Source organism: Rummeliibacillus suwonensis (genome assembly GCF_007896435.1).
GTDB classification, from domain to species: domain Bacteria; phylum Bacillota; class Bacilli; order Bacillales_A; family Planococcaceae; genus Rummeliibacillus; species Rummeliibacillus suwonensis.
Genome location: NZ_VCBL01000001.1, coordinates 2,025,242 through 2,045,067, shown reverse-complemented (window position 1 = coordinate 2,045,067; position 19,826 = coordinate 2,025,242). Strand labels below are relative to the sequence as shown.

The 19,826-nt window shown below is 35.3% G+C and carries 21 protein-coding genes; 9 read left to right on the top strand and 12 right to left on the bottom strand.

The genetic code is table 11. The features are described 5' to 3' along the window. From FEU33_RS09405 to FEU33_RS09390, 4 genes are all read left to right on the top strand, one after another. A partial coding sequence (locus FEU33_RS09405) for an RHS repeat-associated core domain-containing protein (protein ID WP_222433418.1) occupies positions 1 to 975 on the top strand: 975 nt, incomplete at its 5' end. A gap of 288 nt (positions 976 to 1,263) precedes the next feature. Next, positions 1,264 to 1,491 carry a hypothetical protein gene (locus tag FEU33_RS09400; RefSeq protein ID WP_146549120.1) on the top strand — a complete coding sequence of 76 codons (228 nt, stop codon included), beginning with the start codon at positions 1,264 to 1,266 and terminating at the stop codon, positions 1,489 to 1,491. A 40-nt stretch (positions 1,492 to 1,531) separates the two neighbouring features. After that, complete coding sequence (locus FEU33_RS09395) at positions 1,532 to 1,783, top strand: hypothetical protein (RefSeq protein ID WP_146549119.1); 252 nt, start codon at positions 1,532 to 1,534, stop codon at positions 1,781 to 1,783. An 84-nt stretch (positions 1,784 to 1,867) separates the two neighbouring features. Next, complete coding sequence (locus FEU33_RS09390; RefSeq protein WP_146549118.1) at positions 1,868 to 2,407, top strand: hypothetical protein; 540 nt, start codon at positions 1,868 to 1,870, stop codon at positions 2,405 to 2,407. Positions 2,408 to 2,681: 274 nt separating this feature from the next. Here FEU33_RS09390 and FEU33_RS18805 read toward each other — a convergent pair whose 3' ends face one another. The 11 genes from FEU33_RS18805 to FEU33_RS09340 form a co-directional block, all read right to left on the bottom strand. Further along, positions 2,682 to 2,825 carry a hypothetical protein gene (locus FEU33_RS18805; protein ID WP_186731372.1) on the bottom strand — a complete coding sequence of 48 codons (144 nt, stop codon included), beginning with the start codon at positions 2,823 to 2,825 and terminating at the stop codon, positions 2,682 to 2,684. 135 nt (positions 2,826 to 2,960) lie between these two features. Beyond that, entirely contained in the window at positions 2,961 to 3,284 is a 324-nt protein-coding gene (locus tag FEU33_RS09385; protein WP_146549117.1) for a CHY zinc finger protein, read from the bottom strand. Then, positions 3,285 to 4,091 carry an energy-coupling factor transporter transmembrane component T family protein gene (locus FEU33_RS09380; RefSeq protein ID WP_146549116.1) on the bottom strand — a complete coding sequence of 269 codons (807 nt, stop codon included), beginning with the start codon at positions 4,089 to 4,091 and terminating at the stop codon, positions 3,285 to 3,287. After that, positions 4,084 to 4,938, bottom strand: a complete 855-nt coding sequence (locus FEU33_RS09375) for an ATP-binding cassette domain-containing protein (protein ID WP_146549115.1) — start codon at positions 4,936 to 4,938, stop codon at positions 4,084 to 4,086. Before FEU33_RS09375 ends, FEU33_RS09380 begins: the two co-directional genes overlap by 8 nt. Next, on the bottom strand, positions 4,923 to 5,723 hold the full coding sequence (locus FEU33_RS09370; protein ID WP_146549114.1) for an energy-coupling factor transporter ATPase: 801 nt from the start codon (positions 5,721 to 5,723) through the stop codon (positions 4,923 to 4,925). Before FEU33_RS09370 ends, FEU33_RS09375 begins: the two co-directional genes overlap by 16 nt. Next, positions 5,724 to 6,545 carry an SDR family oxidoreductase gene (locus FEU33_RS09365; RefSeq protein WP_146549113.1) on the bottom strand — a complete coding sequence of 274 codons (822 nt, stop codon included), beginning with the start codon at positions 6,543 to 6,545 and terminating at the stop codon, positions 5,724 to 5,726. After that, positions 6,542 to 6,886 (bottom strand): MaoC family dehydratase, encoded by a 345-nt coding sequence (locus FEU33_RS09360; RefSeq protein ID WP_146549112.1) that lies wholly within the window; start codon positions 6,884 to 6,886, stop codon positions 6,542 to 6,544. Before FEU33_RS09360 ends, FEU33_RS09365 begins: the two co-directional genes overlap by 4 nt. Next, positions 6,864 to 7,256 carry an FAS1-like dehydratase domain-containing protein gene (locus FEU33_RS09355; RefSeq protein WP_146549111.1) on the bottom strand — a complete coding sequence of 131 codons (393 nt, stop codon included), beginning with the start codon at positions 7,254 to 7,256 and terminating at the stop codon, positions 6,864 to 6,866. The genes FEU33_RS09360 and FEU33_RS09355 overlap by 23 nt, the downstream gene beginning before the upstream one ends. Next, positions 7,253 to 8,404, bottom strand: a complete 1,152-nt coding sequence (locus tag FEU33_RS09350; protein WP_146549110.1) for a thiolase family protein — start codon at positions 8,402 to 8,404, stop codon at positions 7,253 to 7,255. Before FEU33_RS09350 ends, FEU33_RS09355 begins: the two co-directional genes overlap by 4 nt. Beyond that, positions 8,383 to 9,882: an AMP-binding protein gene (locus FEU33_RS09345; RefSeq protein WP_146549109.1), complete on the bottom strand. Its 1,500-nt coding sequence runs from the start codon at positions 9,880 to 9,882 to the stop codon at positions 8,383 to 8,385. The genes FEU33_RS09350 and FEU33_RS09345 overlap by 22 nt, the downstream gene beginning before the upstream one ends. Before the next feature lie 23 nt (positions 9,883 to 9,905). Further along, the gene (locus tag FEU33_RS09340; RefSeq protein WP_342355265.1) at positions 9,906 to 10,442 is read right to left on the bottom strand and encodes a biotin transporter BioY; all 537 of its coding nucleotides are present in this window, start codon (positions 10,440 to 10,442) and stop codon (positions 9,906 to 9,908) included. An 827-nt stretch (positions 10,443 to 11,269) separates the two neighbouring features. On the opposite strand from FEU33_RS09340, the gene FEU33_RS09335 reads away from it, so the two are divergent. Together FEU33_RS09335 and trhA are read left to right on the top strand one after the other, a co-directional pair. Further along, positions 11,270 to 11,995, top strand: coding sequence for a ZIP family metal transporter (locus FEU33_RS09335; RefSeq protein WP_146549107.1), 726 nt, complete (start codon positions 11,270 to 11,272; stop codon positions 11,993 to 11,995). A 265-nt stretch (positions 11,996 to 12,260) separates the two neighbouring features. Beyond that, positions 12,261 to 12,920 carry a PAQR family membrane homeostasis protein TrhA gene (gene trhA / locus FEU33_RS09330; RefSeq protein ID WP_243881289.1) on the top strand — a complete coding sequence of 220 codons (660 nt, stop codon included), beginning with the start codon at positions 12,261 to 12,263 and terminating at the stop codon, positions 12,918 to 12,920. A gap of 283 nt (positions 12,921 to 13,203) precedes the next feature. On the opposite strand, the gene abc-f is transcribed toward trhA, so the two are convergent. Then, positions 13,204 to 14,838 (bottom strand): ribosomal protection-like ABC-F family protein, encoded by a 1,635-nt coding sequence (gene abc-f / locus FEU33_RS09325; protein WP_146549106.1) that lies wholly within the window; start codon positions 14,836 to 14,838, stop codon positions 13,204 to 13,206. Between the two features lie 1,013 nt (positions 14,839 to 15,851). Between abc-f and FEU33_RS09320 the strand changes: the two genes are divergently transcribed. The 3 genes from FEU33_RS09320 (at position 15,852) to FEU33_RS09310 (ending at position 19,649) form a co-directional block, all read left to right on the top strand. Continuing rightward, complete coding sequence (locus tag FEU33_RS09320; protein WP_146549105.1) at positions 15,852 to 16,940, top strand: transglutaminase domain-containing protein; 1,089 nt, start codon at positions 15,852 to 15,854, stop codon at positions 16,938 to 16,940. Between the two features lie 614 nt (positions 16,941 to 17,554). Continuing rightward, positions 17,555 to 17,929: a VOC family protein gene (locus tag FEU33_RS09315; RefSeq protein ID WP_146549104.1), complete on the top strand. Its 375-nt coding sequence runs from the start codon at positions 17,555 to 17,557 to the stop codon at positions 17,927 to 17,929. Between the two features lie 997 nt (positions 17,930 to 18,926). Then, entirely contained in the window at positions 18,927 to 19,649 is a 723-nt protein-coding gene (locus FEU33_RS09310; RefSeq protein WP_146549103.1) for a GDSL-type esterase/lipase family protein, read from the top strand. Positions 19,650 to 19,826: the final 177 nt, after the last annotated feature.

The window sequence follows — 19,826 nt, the reverse complement described above, 5'->3', positions numbered from 1 at the left end:
GTTCAAACATTAGAAGGCAACACAGTAGCCTCTTATACCTATGATGAAAATGGACTTCGCCTCATGAAAACAGTGGGCGATACAACCCATGAATACCTCTATAATAATGAAGTATTAGACATGGAAGTCGTCAAGAAAAACGGTGAAGTCACCCAATATCGTTCCTACGAATGGAATGGCTACACACCACTTGGACTAATTGTGAAAGAAAAAGAGGCATCCGGAAACTACCAAACCAAAACGTACCAATACATCACCAATCAACGAGGTGATGTGTTAAGCATTCGTGATCAAGAGGACCAAGAAGTAGGTTCTTATCGTTACGATGCTTATGGAAATGTCTTATCCGTAGAAGGCGATGTGGCAAAAGACAACCCTATCCGCTATGCAGGTTACTATTACGATGAGGAAACTAAAAATTATTATTTACAAGCTCGATACTATAATCCAGAGAACGGTGCGTTTCTAGCGTTAGATCCACATCCAGGTGATGATGATGAACCGTTGTCGCAGAATGGGTATACGTATGCGAATAATGATCCAGTGATGAATATTGATTCGAATGGATTAAAACCTAATCGGGTTTATTATGCTATAATGACGGGTATTTTATATGTTGCTAATGAAATAACCGGAACTCTTAAGGATGCATATTTAATGGGAATGCTCCTTTACGATTCGATAAAAGGATATTTAGATGTGAAAAAAGCGAAAAAAGAAACATTAACTAAAAATGCTAGTAAAACTATTAAAGATTCAAGAACATTAAGAAAAGTTATTGAAAAAAAAGCTAGAAAGGCAGCTAAAAAAGCTGGAGTGAAAGCTATAGGGAAAAGTTTAGGCGGGTATTACTTATTATATAGATTTTCTATTGGTGTAACGCAGGGTGGACGTAATAAATATTTTAAGTATGCACCATGCTACAGATCTGCTTATGCTTATGCTAAATATGTTGTAAAAACAAGATTGGGCTAATCTATGCTAAGGAGAATATAATGAATTATATAAAATATTTCTTTTACATCTTCATTGTTATATTTACTTTAAATGTGGGAACTAGAGTGATAGAATCACAATTTCATTATATTTTGTGCAATGTATGCTATTCCTAAAATATATGAATTAAAACAAAATTTCCGTTTTTTGGATGTTTATTTTTATCATAATTAGTGATGGCTTATCAAAAATAATTTTAAAAATAGATTTTCTTTATTTTTAGAAAGTGGTAATGGATTAAAGCCTAATAGAATATTTTACGCATTAATGACTGGCGTAGCATATGTTGTTGCCACAGTTGTTGGAGATTTAAAAGACGTAGTATTTGTTACACAAACTTTATATAGTATGATTAAAGGTTATTTAGAAGTAAAAAAGGCAAAATCAAAACATACAACAGAAGCAGCAAGAAAGGTCGTTAAAAACTCTCGAACTCTTAGTAAAGTAATAGAGAAAAGAGCAAAGAATAAGTACCAGTTACCAAAACAATTCTGACAATAGACTCTAATTTAAGTCGTAGGATTCCCAATATCTTTTGCATATTGGGAATCTTCTTCTATTTTTAGAATTAGCAGGCGATCAAAATACCGTAATACTTAATTGGGATTTACTAAAACAAGTCGCACAATTCAACGATGCGAATCAAATTGAAAAGAAAAACGATACGAACTACCAATATGATGCAGATGGAAACCTATTACAGGATGAACATTTTCAGTACACCTATAATGAAGCACAGCGCTTAACAAGCGTTCAATCAACGAGGCGATGTGTTAAGCATTCGTGATCAAGAGGACCAAGAAGTGGGCTCTTATTGTTACGATGCTTAATGGGTATGGTTTTAAGTTTTAAGAAAGGAGATAAAAGTTAAGTGTGTATAAAATTACAGAGGATGGGCAGGCATGAAATTAAAGAATTGGCACCTTTTAAATTTGATGGTGAATTAGATTATAGTTATTTTGTAAATATTGTAAATAAAAATTTGATAACGGAAGAACTATTGAAATTAAGTTTTGAAAAACTAAAAATTAATAAGGCTTATTTTTATATGCAGGTTCATCATATGATGGAGGATAATATTATTGAGTATTGTAAAGTGAAAAAGATAGATCTTAATTTCCTTCAAAAAGTAGGTAATTATAAATTTGCACAAATATTAATTAAAGATGTAAAAACTTTTTTACAAATGTTTCACATTGTAAATATTTTAACTGTAAATATGGAGGATATTACTTTATTTTCAACAGAAGCGAATTTAAAAATTTCGACTAATCAAAGAAATAAAGGTTTTTTTAAAGCTTTCCCTATAGAATTAGAACTAACAGAATCAACAACAATTCTTGTACCAGATGATACCAATTCCTCCTTCACTTTTTATTCTAATGAAGCAAAATTTAGCCCCGAAAATTAATATTCCGAGAGAGAATGATTGATATATACTAATTTTATTCCTACAATAAATAATTTAATGATGATAAAATTTAGTGAAAAAGTTCTGACGTAGTAAATACGATAAAAGCTGCTTATATAAAAGGTACTAAAAAGAAGTATAACAAGAGAATTTGGCATTACCATCTGAATGGCACAACACATTATATTATTGGTTCCTTATAACCACGAAATGTCTATATTAAAACTAGTTCAAACTATAAGGTTATGTGGTGAAAAAGAATAAGTACCAGTCACTAAAACGAAAAAGATGATGGATTTCCCCTTTTACGTCGTATTTCCTCTGCTTCGCCAATCATTCTTTTAAATAATTCTGAAACAGTAGGGATATCATGGATCATCCCTGTCACTTGACCAGCAAAGCCAAATCCTTCTTCCATTATGCCATCATAGATCCACCTTTTATTGGTAGTTCCAGAAATATATTTTTGAATTGCTTCATAACTTGGTGCTTCTTTCTCAATGGCGAGAATCTTTTTGGCATAATCATTACATAAAACCCTTGCTGGTCCAACTTATGCTTGATCCTCCATTTCAAAATAAATCGGATAATGTGCTTCACATCGATCATTGAAAAGTGCATGACAATGGGGGCAATGAGTAGAATTCAAATATTGGCGGATTGTCAGCTCAGTGTGGCATGCTCCACATAAAATAGCCAAAGTATCAAATTGTTCTTTTGACCATCTTTGGATAGGATGATGAGCATGTTCTTCATGGCATTTATAGCAAGGATAATAGCGATCGCAGCATGCAAATTTGATCGCTATAATGTCTTTTTCTGTATGGTAATGTATACAACGTGTTTCATCATCTATAACTGAGCCGTATATATGCATTTAAATTCCCCCTAGTTTTAATAGTACGAACGCTAGTGCAATAAGTAATGTACTGCTAATGATCTGATAATCTATTTTTTGAAATCGTAATTCGATATAGTGTGTTCTGCCCTTACCATTCCCATAAGCACGTGCATCGATTGCATAGGTTAGCTGTTCTGCACGTTGGACTGTCGTAAAAAGAAGGGGAACTAACATAGGAATATAGGCAAATAAACGTTTATGAATAGGTAGTGCGTTGATGTCAAAGCCTCTTGCCTTTTGTGCTAACAAAATACGATCCAACTCTTGCAAAATAGTCGGGATAAATCGAATCGCGATAACGATCATTAAAGAGAGCTGCTCGACAGGTAGATGCAGCTTACTGAGTGGTGCTAGTAATTTTTCTAGCCCAGCAGCTAATGACAATGGTTTGGTCGTCAGCGTTAAAAAGGAGGCAATGAGCACAAGCAAAATAATGCGCCACACAAAGCGAATCCCTTGAATAAGCCCCTCTAACGTTATATGGATAAAATTCCAAGACCATATCACAGTAGTCCCTTTCGTTAAAAACAAATGATACAAAAAGGTAAAGGATAATATAAATATAAGGGGCTTTAAGCCTTTCAGAAAGATCTTAAGCGGTATATTCGATAGTCGCAATAGAAGGAACATCAATAACGTTGCAGCGATATAGCTGGTGATCGTCTCTAATGTGATAAAACTTAACATGATAACAGAAATACATATGATTTTAGAGCGAGGATCTAAACGGTGAAATATGGATTTTGCTTCGAAAAATTGTCCGATTAAAATAGAATTATTCATCATCTAACCCTCTCGCTTTTAAAATCGGTATAACCTTGGCAAATATGTCCGCTTCTTTACAGCTTGTTACTTGAATGTTTTCCCCAGAAAGCTCTTCAACCAACTGTAAAAGCTGTATGGATTCTGGTAATGCTAATCCGGCTTGTTTGAGTAACGAAGATTTCTTCAAAAAAAGTGTTTCCACAGGAAAATGCCCCATTAAATATCCTCTATGAAATAACATGACTTCATCAGAATATTGCGCCACATCCTCCATTTGATGAGACACAAAGAGGATCGTTCCTTTCGTTTTGTGTTGCCAATTTTTTAATTGCTGTAACAGATTTGTTCGATTGATCGGATCTAATCCCGCTGTTGGCTCATCAACGATCAATACCTCTGGCTTTGTCATTAGTACAGAAGCAATAGCAACTCTTCTTTTTTGCCCACCGCTTAATTGAAAAGGAGCAAGAGGAAGAATGTCTTCTGATAAGTTAACCATCGGTAAAATAGTAGATATCCTGTCTAAAATGACTGTTTTCGTCATGTCTTTATGCTTCAGTGCGAAAGAAAGCTCTTTTTCTACAGTGGTTTCAAATAATTGATGCTCTGGATATTGAAATACAAAACCTATTTCAGGGATTACACCAATATTGCCTTTTGAATCCTGTTTTACAGGCTGCCCGTTTAGTTCATAATCCCCTTGAAAGGAAACCAATCCTTTTAATACTTTTACAAAAGTAGATTTTCCAGCACCTGTTTGACCAATAATAGATATCCATTTTCCTTTCTCTATTGAGCAGCTGATATGATGAAGAACTTGTTTTTGTCCATATGTAACGTTTATGTTTTTTAATTTGTAGACCATTGTGATCGAATGGCTCCCTTCCAATCTGCTGTCAATGCAACAGCTTGTCCAGATAATCGATGTAATCGTACAGCAAACGGCTGTTCAAGTTGAAAATTCTCAACAGGGATTGTTTGAAAAAAGGGAGCGGGTTTTCCATCAAAATGTATTTTGCCTTGCGCAACAAGCAGAATACGATCTGCTTGTAATACTTCCTCCATATGATGAGTGATATGAATAATCGTCATCCCTTCGCTATGAAGTTGATGCATAATGGCTAGTATCTGATTTCTTCCTTCAGGGTCCAGCATAGAAGTAGCTTCGTCAAAAATGATTATTTCTGGTTGCATGGCAATGATAGCAGCAACTGCAACTCGTTGCTTTTGCCCACCCGATAATTCATGGGGCATGGCATCCAAATAATCCTCCATATTGACAACTTTTAATGCGGATAAGGCACGATTGTACATATCTTCTCTTGGCACACAGATATTTTCTAGCCCAAAAATCACTTCATCTAAAACAGATGTAGTGATAAATTGATCTTCGGGGTTTTGAAACACAAATCCAACACGCTGCCTTATTTTCATCAAATCGTTAGGATCTTTTGTATGATGATTTCCTATTCGGATGGTTCCTTTTTTAGGCATTAATAGACCATCGATTAATTTCGCGATCGTTGATTTGCCACAACCATTGGGACCTACGATACAGACAAATTCCCCTTTCTCGATTGTAAAGCTGATATCCTCTATAATAGGTTTCTCTTTTTTATAGTAAAAATAGACATGATCAAATGTAAGCATCTAATCACTTCCCTTTTGGTCTTTATATGTACGGAAAAACTCTTCTGGACTATTGGCAGACATTGTGATCGTGGGCTTTTGCCATCTTGTGATTTTCGTGCCATTGACACCGAAGATTTCTCCTGTTAGATGCTTATCCGAGTGATGAAGCAATTGTCGTATAAAAATAGCGACATCATCTGGTGAACCAACCTTCCAAAAGTCAGGGAAAGGTTCCTGCCGCTTTTTATATTTTTCAGTTAAATGTTCAATGACAGGTCTTGTCATATCTGTTAGAGCAGCAGGGGAAACAGCATTGACTCGAATCCGGTAACGCTTCAATTCTTCCGCGAGTGTCCAAAGCATGCCGAGAAGCCCAGCTTTTGCAGCACTATAGTTGACTTGACCAACTGAACCCATTAATCCAGCTGTAGATGTCATCAAAATGATATCTCCACCATGTTCTACCAAATAGGGTAAAGCACGACGAATACAATAAAAGGCACCATTCAAATGGACATCTATCACTGATTGCCAGTTTTCATCTGTCATATTTATACACTTTTGATCTGCTAAATTTCCTGCGTTGTGAATCAGGACATCGATTTGCCCGAATGTTTGAACGGTATATGCGATAAGGGAGGAAACAGCAGCCGCATGTCGAATATCTGCACAATATCCAACAGCTTTTCCACCAGTAGCTTGAATCTCTGAAACGACTTCATCGATTCGTATGGAATTTGTTCCATTTATAACAACGTGATAATCAGCGTCACTAAGATGTTTTGCAATACTTTTTCCAATCCCTCTAGTAGAACCAGTAATTAATACAACCTTTTTCATGAATCCCATTCCTTTACATAGAAAGTTCCTAAAGCAATGCTTTGTTGCCCTAAAGTGGAACAGCATACTTGTACAAAATTTTCTTGAACGTCAAAATCCAATTCGATTTCTTGATCGACTAATAGTGAGTGTAGAAAGCGCATTTCATATTGTTTGATCCACTGGTGAGGATGTGCTTTTAAATAAATCGATTGTGCGAATCCCATTAAGTACATGCCATGAACGATGGGACGTTCAAATCCAGCATTTTGTGCAGCCCTTTTATCTATATGGATAGATGCATTGTCCTTTGAGATTTTTGCATAGTGAAGGATTTCTTCAGCTGTGATGAATTTTTTCATTCGTTTCACCTACTTGAATTAAAATAGTTGTGGCAACAACAATTAATCTCCCTTCACATTTGCATGTCAGTTCGTATGTAGACAACGTTAACTTTCTAGTTTTCCCTTTTTTCTCTTCCATTTTTAGAAGCGCCAGTTCACAATCTAATAGCATTCCGGCTGTCATCGGTTCTTCATAAAGGAATTTTTGAGAACCGTGTAACACAGGGGAATCTTGGTTCGCTGTTTCTTTAAAAAATGGCCAAAAAATAATGGGCATTGTAGAAGGGGCAATCAGTTTTCCTTGAAAAAATTGCAAAGGAGAGTTGATGCTTCGAGCATATTCTCGAATCCACTGCTCCGTTATGTGTAATTGCTGTATTTCACTCATTCCATCGCCTCCACAAGAGTAGCTATGCCCATTCCACCGCCTATACCAAGAGTAGCTATCCCTCTTTTATAAGGTTCTAGGAGCATTTCATTGCATAAGCGGGTCATCAAGATCGCTCCAGATGCACCATAAGGGTGACCTAAAGCAATTGCACCACCTCCGCGATTTACCTTGTGAGTGGGGATGTTCAATTCTTTCAAGCTTGCTAATACCTGACAGGCAAAGGCTTCATTAAATTCAATGATATCTAGGTCATTGATCATGATATGTTGGCGTGTTAATAATTTTTGGACGGCTGGGACTGATCCTATTCCTAAATAATGGGGATCTACACCAGCTACCTGCGCATTGACCAATTTTAAAATAGGGTGAAGATGGAGTTTTTGGCACATATCCCATGACATGATTAAAAGAAGGGCTGCTCCATCATTTAATGGACAAGCATTGCCAGCGGTTACTGTCCCTTCTTTTAAAAAGACGGGAGAGAGTTGTTGTAATTTTTCAAGGCTTGTATTTGCCCTTGGACATTCATCAAGGAAAATCCATTTTCCATCCACTTCAATTGGTACGATCTCTTTTTGAAATCTTCCAGTTTGAATTGCCTGAATCGCTTTTTGATGACTGAGGAGGGCGTATTCATCCTGTTCCTCTCTTGAAATGGCATATTTTTGTGCAACATTTTCTGCGGCAATCCCCATATCTGGGTCTCCATAGCTACTAGGAGTAAAGGGTGCACGTGAATAAGGTTCGGGCATGCCATTGAGTGATAATGGTTTTTTCATTTTCCAAGGTGCTCGACTCGTACTCTCAACACCGCCTGCTAGATAAACATCTCCCGCTCCACTTTGTACCATTCGCATAGCAATATTAATCGCTTCCAAACCAGAACCACATTGTCTGTCAATGGTCATTCCAGGAACGGAGAAGGGGAGTGAAGCCTCTAAAGCAGATAATCTTGCTATATTGCCACCGGGTCCAACTACATTGCCGATAATGACATCATCGATTAAATCGTTTGAAACTTGAGTTTCCTGTAAAATTTCTTTGATCAGTGGTGCTAACAATTTTTCAGGCTCTAATGTGCGGAATTGACCACCGATTTTTCCAATAGGTGTTCGTTTGGCCGCTACGATGACTGCATCTCGCATGATTTCACCTTCTGTAGAGATTCCCTCATTTTCTGACGGGCAATTTTGCCGCTACTTGTGTAAATAAATTGTTCGATTGCCACGATTTCTTTTGGTAGTTTATAGCTTGGTAAGTATCGTTTACCATATGTCTTTATTTCTTCGACTGTTAAATGTTTGGAACCTTTCCACTGGATGAGGGCAATTACTTTTTCACCCCAATAAGGGTCCGGGATGCCAAGCACCATCACTTCTACGATTTCTGGGATAGATTTTAGGATGAGTTCAACTTCCTCTGGATAAATATTGAGACCGCCAGAAATAATCATATTTTTTGCGCGGCCGGCTATATATAAATAGCCTTCTTCATCTTCAAAGGCGTAATCACCCATTTTAAGCCATCCTCGATAAAATACCTTTTCCGTTTCTTCAGGCATATTGAAATACCCTGAAAAGATCATGTCACTTTTGATAAACAATTGACCAATTTCACCCTGAGGCACTTCTTGAAAATTCTGATCACGTATAGAAATTTTGACACCTGGAAAAGGTTTTCCAACAGATTCTGATTGACGATCATCATTTACATCATAAAAACTGATATAGCTTGCTTCAGATGCACCATAGAATTCAAATAACCTTGTATTCCCTAAAATTTTTTTAGCTTTTCTTTTGGATGCATCATTCCATTTGGCCCCTGAGCTAATAAGTGCTTGGATGGGCAATGGTTCTGTGACGGCCTCCAGCATTCTTTCGATCATTGTTGGCACAACAAATAAAATCATATCAGGTGTTTCTTTACACCGATCGATGACAGCTTCGACATCGAAATGCGTAAATAGATGAAACGTTGCTCCGTCATATAAACTTTGCATTAAAGCAAACAAAGAGAGGGATTGTACAAAAGGACCAGGTGCCGAAATATGCTCCATATTGCTAAATTGAAAGGCATCTATTGTCGCCTTAAAACTTTTAATCCAAGAAAGGGGAGTTCTCATATAGCCTTTTGGCATTCCAGTAGTTCCTGATGTGAAAGCAATAAACAGTACCTCATTTGTTTTGAATGTGTCCAATGCTTGAAGCCCTGCTAGCCATTGAGAATAGGATCCTTTTTCATCATCTGCAAATGCGAATAGATAATCGCTGTAATGTTGAAAATCATCCATGTTTTTTTGGATATAGTCTATCTCTGCAAAAATCACTTTTGGCTGGCATTTATCAACAATCACTTTCACCTCATTTGAGCTCCATTTAGGGTCGAGGGGAACAGGGATACAGCCAGCATATATGGTTCCAAGAAAGACCTCTACAAATTCCATGCGGTTTTTTGATAAGATTGCGATTTTATCATTGTGGCAGCCGATTTGTTGTAAGCCATAGGCAACTTTCTTCATCTTCTGGACCAATTGCCAATAGGTTTGTTGTGTTTGACCATCTGATAGGGCAATTTTATTAGGTTGAGTCAATGCGTGCTGTAATATGGATTCAATTATTTGCATGTAATCACACCATTCTATCGATTTTAACTTTGTGATTTTTGTTCTATTGGGCTAATGGATTTTAGTTGCACTGCAAGAAAAGCAGCAATAATCGCTTTTAGGGTATCACCAGGTAAAAAGGCTGTCGCACCGACAAGGCCTGCCCAAACAGAAGTATGTGTGATGATCGCCATAATGGGTGCACCAATTAGACTCACAAGTACCACACCAAAAACAAAGTTAATGATAAATAATTTCCATGTTTTTAAAGAACCCCATACTTTTTCTGAGGCATAGCCAATAAGGAATGCTACAAGTGGCCAACTTAATATGTATCCAGCAGATGGTCCAACTAGTACGGATAGACCGCCTCGTCCACCTGGTAATATCGGTAAACCTAAAGCAACCAATATGATAAATAGAATTAAGCTAATCGTCCCTGATTTTTTTCCTAAAAAGCATCCTGCAAGCATTACACCAAGTGTTTGTGCTGTTATAGGTACAGGTATAAAACCTAGTGAAATGGGGGGAACCACTCCTAATACGCTGATTAATGCAGTAAATAGTGCTGCATAAACCATTTCTTTTGTTGTTATTGTTCAACCTCCGATAAATATTAAAATGAATAACATCTATTTTGATAGATGTATTGGCATAATCATACCGCGTAAAAAACAATATGTAAACAAAATTATAAAAAAGGTTAACATATTTTCAGAGAGATTATCATAAAAAATGAGGGCAGAATGAAAGAGGCATTTAGAAATGAAACTTTATCCCGCTTTAACGGGCAGTAAGACTCCCATCTCAAGATATAGAGAACGAGAAAGATAGATGATAGGGGACAACTGCCCGTAAAAGTCCGATTGGTTTAACTATTCATCAGTGGGAAGAAACCCGCACTGATGAAAGTTTCACTTTATCCCGCTTTAACGGGCAGTAAGACTTCCATCTCAAGATATAGAGAACGAGAAAGATAGATGATGGGGAATCAACTGCCCATAAAAGTCCGATTGGTTTAACTATTCATCAGTGGGAAGAAACCCGCACTGATGAAAGTTTCACTTTATCCCGCTTTAACGGGCAGTAAGATTCCCATCTCAAGATATAGAGAACGAGAAAGATAGATGATAGGGGATCAACTGCCCGTAAAAGCCCGATTGGTTCGAGCCAACAAGATGTTGGTCACTCAGGTGTTACCACAGGACGAGGCGCTTTTAACCTGAGTTCCTCTAGTTCAGTGGGGGATGAAGAAAACCCCCTACGGATGGAGTTTCACTTTATGATTAATTCATTTGTATCAGCAATTATTTTGAGCGATTTAATCGTGCGTGTAAAGCTAATTTTCATTTGAATAAATTCCTTTATATTCCCATATATCTTTATATGTAGGGATTGGGGTGATCAGATGTTTTATGTCGGGACTGTTGCTTTTTTAGCTACTGTAGTAGGATTCGGTTTTGGTGGTATTATTGCGCTGTTTTTAAAAGAAATTCAGCAAAAGGCTTCTACGATCAATGCTTTATGCACGGGTTTGATATTAGGATTGGTTTCTTTAGAGATCGCACCCGAAAGTATTTATCTTGGTGGCTGGATTGTCTTTACGATTGGAGCTTTGTTAGGTGTTTTTAGTTTTATAAATATTCACGAATTTTCTCATAAGATAGCCCCTTCAACGGAAAATTTCCAAAAGGATCGATTTATTCAAACGGGCTTTTTATTGGCGATTAGTATTGCCATTCATAATTTTCCGCTAGGTATAGCATTTGGAGCGAGTCAGAATCTTGGAATTAGTAAGCCGATACTTCAAGCGCTTATTTTGCATAATATTCCTGAAGGGATCGCAACGTTTATCCCTTTATTTCTAGCAGGTCTCCGATTTAAAGTATTTTTGTTTATCATTAGTATTGTTTCTTTGCCAGTTGCCTTTGGATCGATTGTAGGAAGTATTATTGGCATGAAATACCCAATATTATGGGCACTTATTATTAGTTTTGCATTGGGCATTATCGTGGTTGTCACTATTAAAGAAATTTTCATAGAGGCTGTAAGGCAATCTTCTTTTGGACGAGCTCTTTTTTACGTCGTGGTAGGTCTTTTGGTGATATGGGGATATTTATCATTGACTAAATGATCAGATATAATTATCAATAATGGTATAAACATAGGAATATCAAGTGTTTTGATTGGGAGAAAATTAGTGAATACATTTGACATAATAGTTGTATTTTAACGCCAATTGCTCATTATTACAGTCCATTTTCTTCCATAATCAGTAACATTGAAAGGGATGCATATGATATTTGTAATAAGTTATCGATGACATATGGTAATACTATAAATCCCTTAAAGAAAGCATACTTAATAGTAAGAAGAGTTTCTTTAGGAGGGATTGTTTCATGAATGAATCAACAAATGTACGTGAAACGGTTATGCAAATTGAAAATAAATATAAGAAGGAAGAATTTTGGAATGTCGTTACACATGGCTTAGGCTTTTTGCTTTCTATTCCCGCCCTAGTTCTACTGATTATCAAAGCAAATGAGCATGGTTCAACGTTACATATGGTAAGTTTCGTTGTTTTTGGTGTATCCATGATGATACTATATTTAGCTTCCACCTTATTTCATAGGTTTCTAAAGTACAAACTTATTTTTTCTAAGTTAGATCATGCCTCCATTTATATATTAATCGCAGGTACTTGCACACCAATTGCTCTAATTGGAGTAGGAGGAAAACTTGGGTGGGTCATTTTCGGTATCGAATGGGGACTCACGATTGTAGGGATTATTTTTAAACACTTTTTCATTTATCGCTTTAACGCTTTATCGCTAATGCTGTATATTGTGATGGGGTGGCTTATCGTCATTGCGTACCGTCCATTAGTTGAACATATTACACCAAATGGGGCTCTTGTATTATTAATAGGTGGGATTTTATATACAGTTGGCACTTATTTTTATCAAAATCGTAAAATTCCTTATAATCATGTTATTTGGCATTTATTTGTGCTAGCTGGAAGTGCAGCGATGTACTTATGTGTGTTTTATTATTTGTAATTTGATAAAAATGGCTGTTTGATAAGTGTCTATCTTAATAAAATGATTGAACTGTTGATGATTTAATTTTCACTACAAAATATAGTGTATTTGCTGATTTCCGCTACGGCTGGCACGACTCTGCGGCTGAACGCCTGTAACGGAAATCAACAGTTTAGAAATGACAAAAAAGGATCATGGAATTGAATGCAAAACGAAATACTTAATACTTTTTGGACACCACTCTTTGTTTTGTTCGTATCACATGCTTAAAAGTTGGCAGTGGAGAAAGAAGTAAGAGAGACTATTTCAATGCATTGATTTGCTTGGTCAGCTCATTAAATTTTTGATCTAATTTAGCATATTCTTTATCTTTTGGAGATAAAAAACTTAGTTTGCCTAGAACCTCTTGTCGTTCATTTTCCAGTTTTAGTCGGAGCTCAGAGTTGCCATTATTGTTTTCAGTTGATGGCGCGTCAAATTGTTTTTGAATCGTTTGATCCATAAAGACTAACTTATTGGTCGTAATCTTATTTAAAAAATAGAGATCATGTGATACAACAAGCAATGTACCATTATAACTGGCTAATGTTTCTTCTAATTGTTCCCGTGATGGTAAATCTAGGTGATTGGTTGGTTCATCTAAAAGAAGGACGTCTTTTTCCTCTAAGATATAGGCTATTAATTTACATTTAACACGTTCACCCATACTCATATTGGAGATGGGTTCTTTCCATTGTTCTGCGGTAAAACCAAGGTGCTTCATCAAGTTTTGAACTTTTCCACGTTGTTGAAAAGTTTCTTTATAAAATAACTGCTCCGGAGTTTGATCGAGTGGTAAATCAAATACCTCCTGTGTTAAATAGCCGATATTAGCACTTGGAGAAATCCAAATGTCACCGTCTGCTTTCTCAAGCTCCATTAGAACCTTCAAGAATGTTGTTTTTCCACTACCATTTGGTCCGATTATAGCGACCTTTTCACCATGCTGGATCGTAAAATGAGCATTTTGAAACAAGGTTCGATTTTCAAACGACTTTGTTAAATTTTTAACCTCTAAAAATCGTTTTCCTCGTTTTTGGTTTGAGTGAATTGAAAATTGAACGGAATACTCAGGAGCCACTTTTTCCACTTTTGTTTTCTCAAGCTCCTTTTTTAAACGTTTTTGTTTGGATTTTACTTGTATATCCATCTTTTTTGCTTTGACACGATAGTATTCTTTCACTCCCTCCTGTTTTGTTGATTGTGCGTGTGCTTTTTGAGACCAGTTGGAAATTTCATTGATTTGGGATTCAATTCGTTTGATCATTTTTTGTTGCTTTTCGTATTCTTGTTGTTGAGAACGCCTTCTTTGCTCTCGATGATGCATGTAACTCGTATAATTTCCTTTATGTTCAAATAATCTTTTTTCTTCAATCGACCATATCTTTGTTGCAACGACATCAAGAAAACGTCTATCGTGTGAAACAACGACAATTGTCCCTTGATAATTTTGTATTTGCTTGATCAATAATTCTGTACTCTCTTGATCTAAATGATTTGTCGGTTCATCAAGTAATAAAAGATTGACATCCTTTGAAAAGCCTTCAGCTAATCTCGCTTTTAATTTTTCACCACCGCTTAAAGAAGAAAAATGAGCAGTGGGGACATGCCATTTTGATAGGAGCGTTGCCTCTAATTGATCGATATTCTCAGATTCGTATGTTTCAGCTTCCTGCTTTACATAAAAAGTGGTCATATTCTTCGGAATTTGTATGAGCTGGCCTTTTGTCGGTTTTAAATTTCCTTGTATAAGTTGCAGGAGTGTGGATTTTCCAGCACCATTTTTGCCGATAAGTCCAATAATCTCTCCTTTTTGAATCGTGGTATTTAAATCTTCCAGCAACGATTGATCTTGAAATTCGAAGCTTATATGTTGAAGTTTCAGTAGTTCTTGCATATTATACACCTCTCTTTTTTAGGGAGGATCCATTAGACTCTAGCGTAATGATATCCGGATTTTTCCGATAAGCTTGCTTGAAAAGTTTTTCTTTAAAATTCGTGACATCAACTAGAGACTTCATCTTGATTCAGCGGACGTTGTACACCTGTTGAGTAGGGCTCGCATTCATCTTGCTACCTATAGAGGCGGTACCTGCCGCTATGCTTTCAGTACAAAAAAAGATTTGGCTCCTGCCACTACGTTTTCGTCGCACCAAACATCTGCTTCTGTTGTACGCTTTCTTCGCAAAAAAATTGCTGAATCAAGAGAAAAAATCCTCCCAAAGTTTTTGGAAGGATTAGTCGCTTTTTTGCCTATTTAAACAAGCTATTATCAATAGCTTTAACTGTATATAGAGAAAATGAGCAGACTAATCCTATTTTTGAAATCGAAACATGAAATTTCAATCGTTAAAAATAAGATTATTGAATCATTGTCCACCCATCGTCCCTTCCGTTGTGTTTGCCCTTATTGTATCATTTTTCCCCAATTATCAAAAGTAAAACCTCATCTAAATTTTTTTGTCAAATTGGAAAGTGTTAGAATACTATGTTCAATATCCATGACGTTCTATTGACATTGGATAATGTACCATAAATTACTTGTCTACTTTTCTTATTTTAGATTTATAGTTATGTATACGAATCAATTTCATAAATCATTTTCTTCTTAAAAAATACGAACATTTAATAATAACTAATTTTGATAATTGTGGAGCGGAAGACGGCGACTCCTACGGGAAAAGCTTGAGCTGAAAGCCCCGCAGGAACGTAGTGACGAGGAGATTGAAGCCAAGCCCGTGGAAAGCGCCGTCTGGAGTGGAACAAAAAATTCTGAATATTAATGTTCATGTTGATTAGAAATGTTCGTGTTTTTCATCTGGATTTTGCATTATGAAATTGATTCATACAGATATCTTAAAAATTCACTTCATTTATGATAGATAAAATGTTGGAAAGGAGAAGAAATTAATGAAAAGATTTCTTGCTTTGTTACTAGGATTCTTACTATGTCTTGGTACAGCAGGTTATTTACACTATGATGTTTATGCAGATGACGATATTCCAGCAGTTACAACTAAAGCGCAAATAAAGCAAGAAGTTTTAAAAAATTTAGATCAAGTTAACCCTGATTTTACCATTTCAACAAAAATCCCTATTTATCAATCAAAAGAAGTCGATGAAATGTTCAAGAATATCATCGATGAGCTAAGCACAACCGCCAATTATGGATTTGGTAATTTGACGGGTTACTCTTATTATATTTCGTCTAAAATGGGCTTTATCCAAATAAAAGTAGAGTCTTTTTATTTAACAACATCACAACAAGAACAGAAGATTAATCGTAAAATAGCATATATTGTGAAGCATAACCATTTAAAAGAAATGACTGACTTTGAAAAAGTTTATTTTGTCAATAAATATATAGCATCTCATACGAAGTACAGTTCAGATGCAACTGACGGAGGTCATTCTGCATATGCGGTACTGTTCGATCATAAGGCTGTCTGCCAAGGCTATGCACTAGCAGCATATCGGATACTTACCGAAGCAGGTGTTGAGACGAAATATATTACTGGTCAAGTAAAAGGGTCAAATCATGCGTGGAATAAAGTAAAAGTAAATGGCAAATGGTACAACCTAGATATCACTTGGAATGATCCTATGCCTGACCGCGGTGATCGCTATCGTTTAAATTATTTTTTAATCAGCGATCAACAATTAGCAAAAGATCATGTATGGAAATATCGTTCTGAAACGCCAGCTACAAGCCAAAAATATGAATTCCTTATGAACGCACAAGCTTTCAATATCGGTAAAAATAATTTTTACTATACTTTACAAAATGATTCTAATTTCTATAAATGGAATATGAAAAAAAATAAAAAAACAGTGTTATTTCAAAACTATATACCACTAAAATATATTGATATACATGGTCAATGGCTAACACTAAAAGACTTTGACGGAGATACTGCACAAGCCAAAATAGACGGATCAGATTATACAGGTTTTACACAAGTAGCTTTTCATGATTTTGCATCATCTTTGAAAAAATGAATAGCTCGAATTGCCTCACAGATTTTATCTCACATTGGCTGACCATAAGACATCTATTTTAAAGATTCAAGTGAAAAACAGAGGACAAGTGGGAGTGATTGCTTATAAAAGCACACAATTATTTCAAAAATTTTTAAAATAGGAAGCGTCTATTTTTAGACTGAGTGAATATGATAGAACTATACAAATTGAAATAAGTAGATTTTGTTCAAATAGGCTACGAAATAAACGAATGATTTTCAAACCTTTCATTTACAATTAGTGTAACGAAAGAAGCTTGAAAAACAATAATTAATAATGATCCTGTATCATCATCCAATCTATAGTAATGGGAAAAATAATTAGATATCATAGTGTCTACAGTACTAGTGATTCTTTATACTATATAACGAAGGCTGCTCTTCAAGGAAGAGTGGTCTTTGTTTTTGAAAAATTTTTTAAATAAAATCAGGTATATTGATAAGGAAGTTTTCAAAGGAATATCCAAGTGCTGATAGTTAAGAGCCATAAGTTTTATTTATGAAAAAATATAAAAAAGTTAAAATTTACTTATGATGTATGCTAGATGTAAAATGATGTAAGAGGAAGTATTAAATGTGATAGGAGTGGACTAAATGTCGTTCCGATTTCAAAGGATTGATCATATCCAGCTAGCAGCCCCCAAAAACAGTGAAGATATCTATCGCCCCTTTTTTAAGGATATATTGGGGTTTGAAGAGATTGAAAAACCAGATACATTGAAGAAAAATGGTGGAGTTTGGTTTGCCACAGGAAATATTCAAATTCATATAGGGATTGAAGAACCTTTTTTACCTGCTAAAAAAGCACATCCCGCTTTTGAGATCAATAATCTCGAGGGATTGAAAGGGCATCTTGCCAAAAACAACATTCCATTTATAGAAGATGACAAGCTTCCAGGTGCAAATAGGATTTATCTTTTTGATCCTTTTGGCAATCGAATAGAGGTATTAGAGTGGATTTCAGCCTAACAATCATTCAGTTTCTATGATGGCTGTCGATTGTATCCAATATTTGTGTGAAATGATGCGTTTGAAAAAATAAAATTTCAATTGTTGTAAAATAATTTTCAAAATTAATTTCAAAAACGACCATATATTTTTTATATTTATGATATATTTGCATTATAATAGAATCATGAAGAATCCAATATATTTGTATAGTTTTTAAAATGACATGTTTATACGTGCAAAACAGTGATGTAACAAATGGTTTACTTTGTGCTACTATTTATTTTATTTACATACGTTCGCTTTCATAGTCCCCTAACTTCAGATATCGCGCGTATAGTCAAATCAGAAATAACTTGTACAATTACCATGTTAATACGGTTTTGCACAATGAATGATCAATACCCAATCCGATATGCCATAAGGATTGGGTATTGTATTTTCAAGAAGTTTTTTTGCATTGTAACTCAATATCATATCTATCATTCAAAACTTTAATCAAAACGCGATAACGTAAATGGCAGATTATATTTTTATATTGTCCTTTTTCCTATTTTTTTCTCTATGTATTTATAAAAGAGGGATTGAATGAAAAAGAATGGACTTGTTTATAAGTGTATGTTTAGAGAATAATCATCTGATTGAGCAGGGAATGTATTTTAACGATAAAGCAGCACAAACTATCGAAAAAGTATTCAATAATCGAAGCTCCCGATGATTAGCTGTATTGAAGTAGTAAAATAAATGTAACAGTTGTAATAGAATGATCATGTCTATTGATTATTTAATTTTGCCCATTAAGATAATCAACGGATTTCCCCTATAGATTGCTTACTTTCCCGCAAGATATTGAATTTGCTTCATTGAATAATCACGCAAAAAATTATAAAAGAAAATGTTTAGAGTATCCAAAATTAAACGTTGGAAAAAGCTTTTATTCGCTTATGGGAACCAAAAAATATAGAATAGAGTCATAAAGGTAACAAAATAACAGGATTATTGCTAGAAGGTGATTTTTATGACAAAAAGATTAAAAGTATCATTTATCGTCAATATTGTATTGTTGACTGCTTTGATAACTGTACTTGTTCAAACGAATAGCTTTGCTGATGTGAAAACAAAAATGGATCATAAAGTGATGGATTCTCAATCAGTTGTATTACGTCCAGAACATTATGAGCAGCGACAAACATTATTTGAACGGTTAGCGATCACAAAAGAATCCACAGTCATGCTGGGTGATAGTATGATATTATACAATGAATGGGCAGAAGAATTTCCAATTAAGCCTATTTTAAATCGTGGGATTGGTGGAGATACTACGTTTGGTCTTTTGAAAAGGTTGGACACTATTACAGACGGACAGCCAAAGCGAATCGTTTTAATGATTGGCGTAAATGATATTGCAAAAGGCTTTAGAAGAGAACAAACGTTAAATAATTATGATAAAATTCTTTCCGATATTGAAGAAAAAAGCCCCAATACAAAAATCATTATGACGTCTGTATTACCTGTGAATAACAAATTATACGGTCATCGTGTACATAATTCACAAGTGGTTCTTTTAAATGACGGCCTTCAAAAGCTAGCAAGCAAACATAAAATCCCAATGGTCAATATTCATGATCAATTTTTAAAGGATGGCCAATTAGATAGCCAATATACGAGTGATGGACTGCATTTAAATGGAAAAGGCTATGCGATTTGGGTAAATGCATTGAGACCATATATGGATCAATAATCTACACACAAATGGGAAGGCTTAATCGTGTTTTCTACACATTTAAGCACCCATTTTTTAACTCAATTTTTGCAAACTTCTAAAAATATAAAAACTAAACAATATGATCTTTGTTTATCTATATGAATCAATTTCATAATGTAAAATTCAGATAAAAAACATGAACATTTTAAATCA

Bases quoted from the DNA above. Each gene is read 5' to 3' on its own strand.
- FEU33_RS09400 (WP_146549120.1), top strand. From the start codon at position 1,264: ATGACTGGCGTAGCATATGTTGTTGCCACAGTTGTTGGAGATTTAAAA.
- FEU33_RS18805 (WP_186731372.1), bottom strand. From the start codon at position 2,825: ATGGAAGAAGGATTTGGCTTTGCTGGTCAAGTGACAGGGATGATCCAT.
- FEU33_RS09385 (WP_146549117.1), bottom strand. From the start codon at position 3,284: ATGCATATATACGGCTCAGTTATAGATGATGAAACACGTTGTATACAT.
- FEU33_RS09380 (WP_146549116.1), bottom strand. From the start codon at position 4,091: ATGAATAATTCTATTTTAATCGGACAATTTTTCGAAGCAAAATCCATA.
- FEU33_RS09375 (WP_146549115.1), bottom strand. From the start codon at position 4,938: ATGGTCTACAAATTAAAAAACATAAACGTTACATATGGACAAAAACAA.
- FEU33_RS09370 (WP_146549114.1), bottom strand. From the start codon at position 5,723: ATGCTTACATTTGATCATGTCTATTTTTACTATAAAAAAGAGAAACCT.
- FEU33_RS09365 (WP_146549113.1), bottom strand. From the start codon at position 6,545: ATGAAAAAGGTTGTATTAATTACTGGTTCTACTAGAGGGATTGGAAAA.
- FEU33_RS09360 (WP_146549112.1), bottom strand. From the start codon at position 6,886: ATGAAAAAATTCATCACAGCTGAAGAAATCCTTCACTATGCAAAAATC.
- FEU33_RS09355 (WP_146549111.1), bottom strand. From the start codon at position 7,256: ATGAGTGAAATACAGCAATTACACATAACGGAGCAGTGGATTCGAGAA.
- FEU33_RS09350 (WP_146549110.1), bottom strand. From the start codon at position 8,404: ATGCGAGATGCAGTCATCGTAGCGGCCAAACGAACACCTATTGGAAAA.
- FEU33_RS09345 (WP_146549109.1), bottom strand. From the start codon at position 9,882: ATGCAAATAATTGAATCCATATTACAGCACGCATTGACTCAACCTAAT.
- FEU33_RS09340 (WP_342355265.1), bottom strand. From the start codon at position 10,442: ATGGTTTATGCAGCACTATTTACTGCATTAATCAGCGTATTAGGAGTG.
- FEU33_RS09335 (WP_146549107.1), top strand. From the start codon at position 11,270: ATGTTTTATGTCGGGACTGTTGCTTTTTTAGCTACTGTAGTAGGATTC.
- trhA (WP_243881289.1), top strand. From the start codon at position 12,261: ATGAATGAATCAACAAATGTACGTGAAACGGTTATGCAAATTGAAAAT.
- abc-f (WP_146549106.1), bottom strand. From the start codon at position 14,838: ATGCAAGAACTACTGAAACTTCAACATATAAGCTTCGAATTTCAAGAT.
- FEU33_RS09320 (WP_146549105.1), top strand. From the start codon at position 15,852: ATGAAAAGATTTCTTGCTTTGTTACTAGGATTCTTACTATGTCTTGGT.
- FEU33_RS09315 (WP_146549104.1), top strand. From the start codon at position 17,555: ATGTCGTTCCGATTTCAAAGGATTGATCATATCCAGCTAGCAGCCCCC.
- FEU33_RS09310 (WP_146549103.1), top strand. From the start codon at position 18,927: ATGACAAAAAGATTAAAAGTATCATTTATCGTCAATATTGTATTGTTG.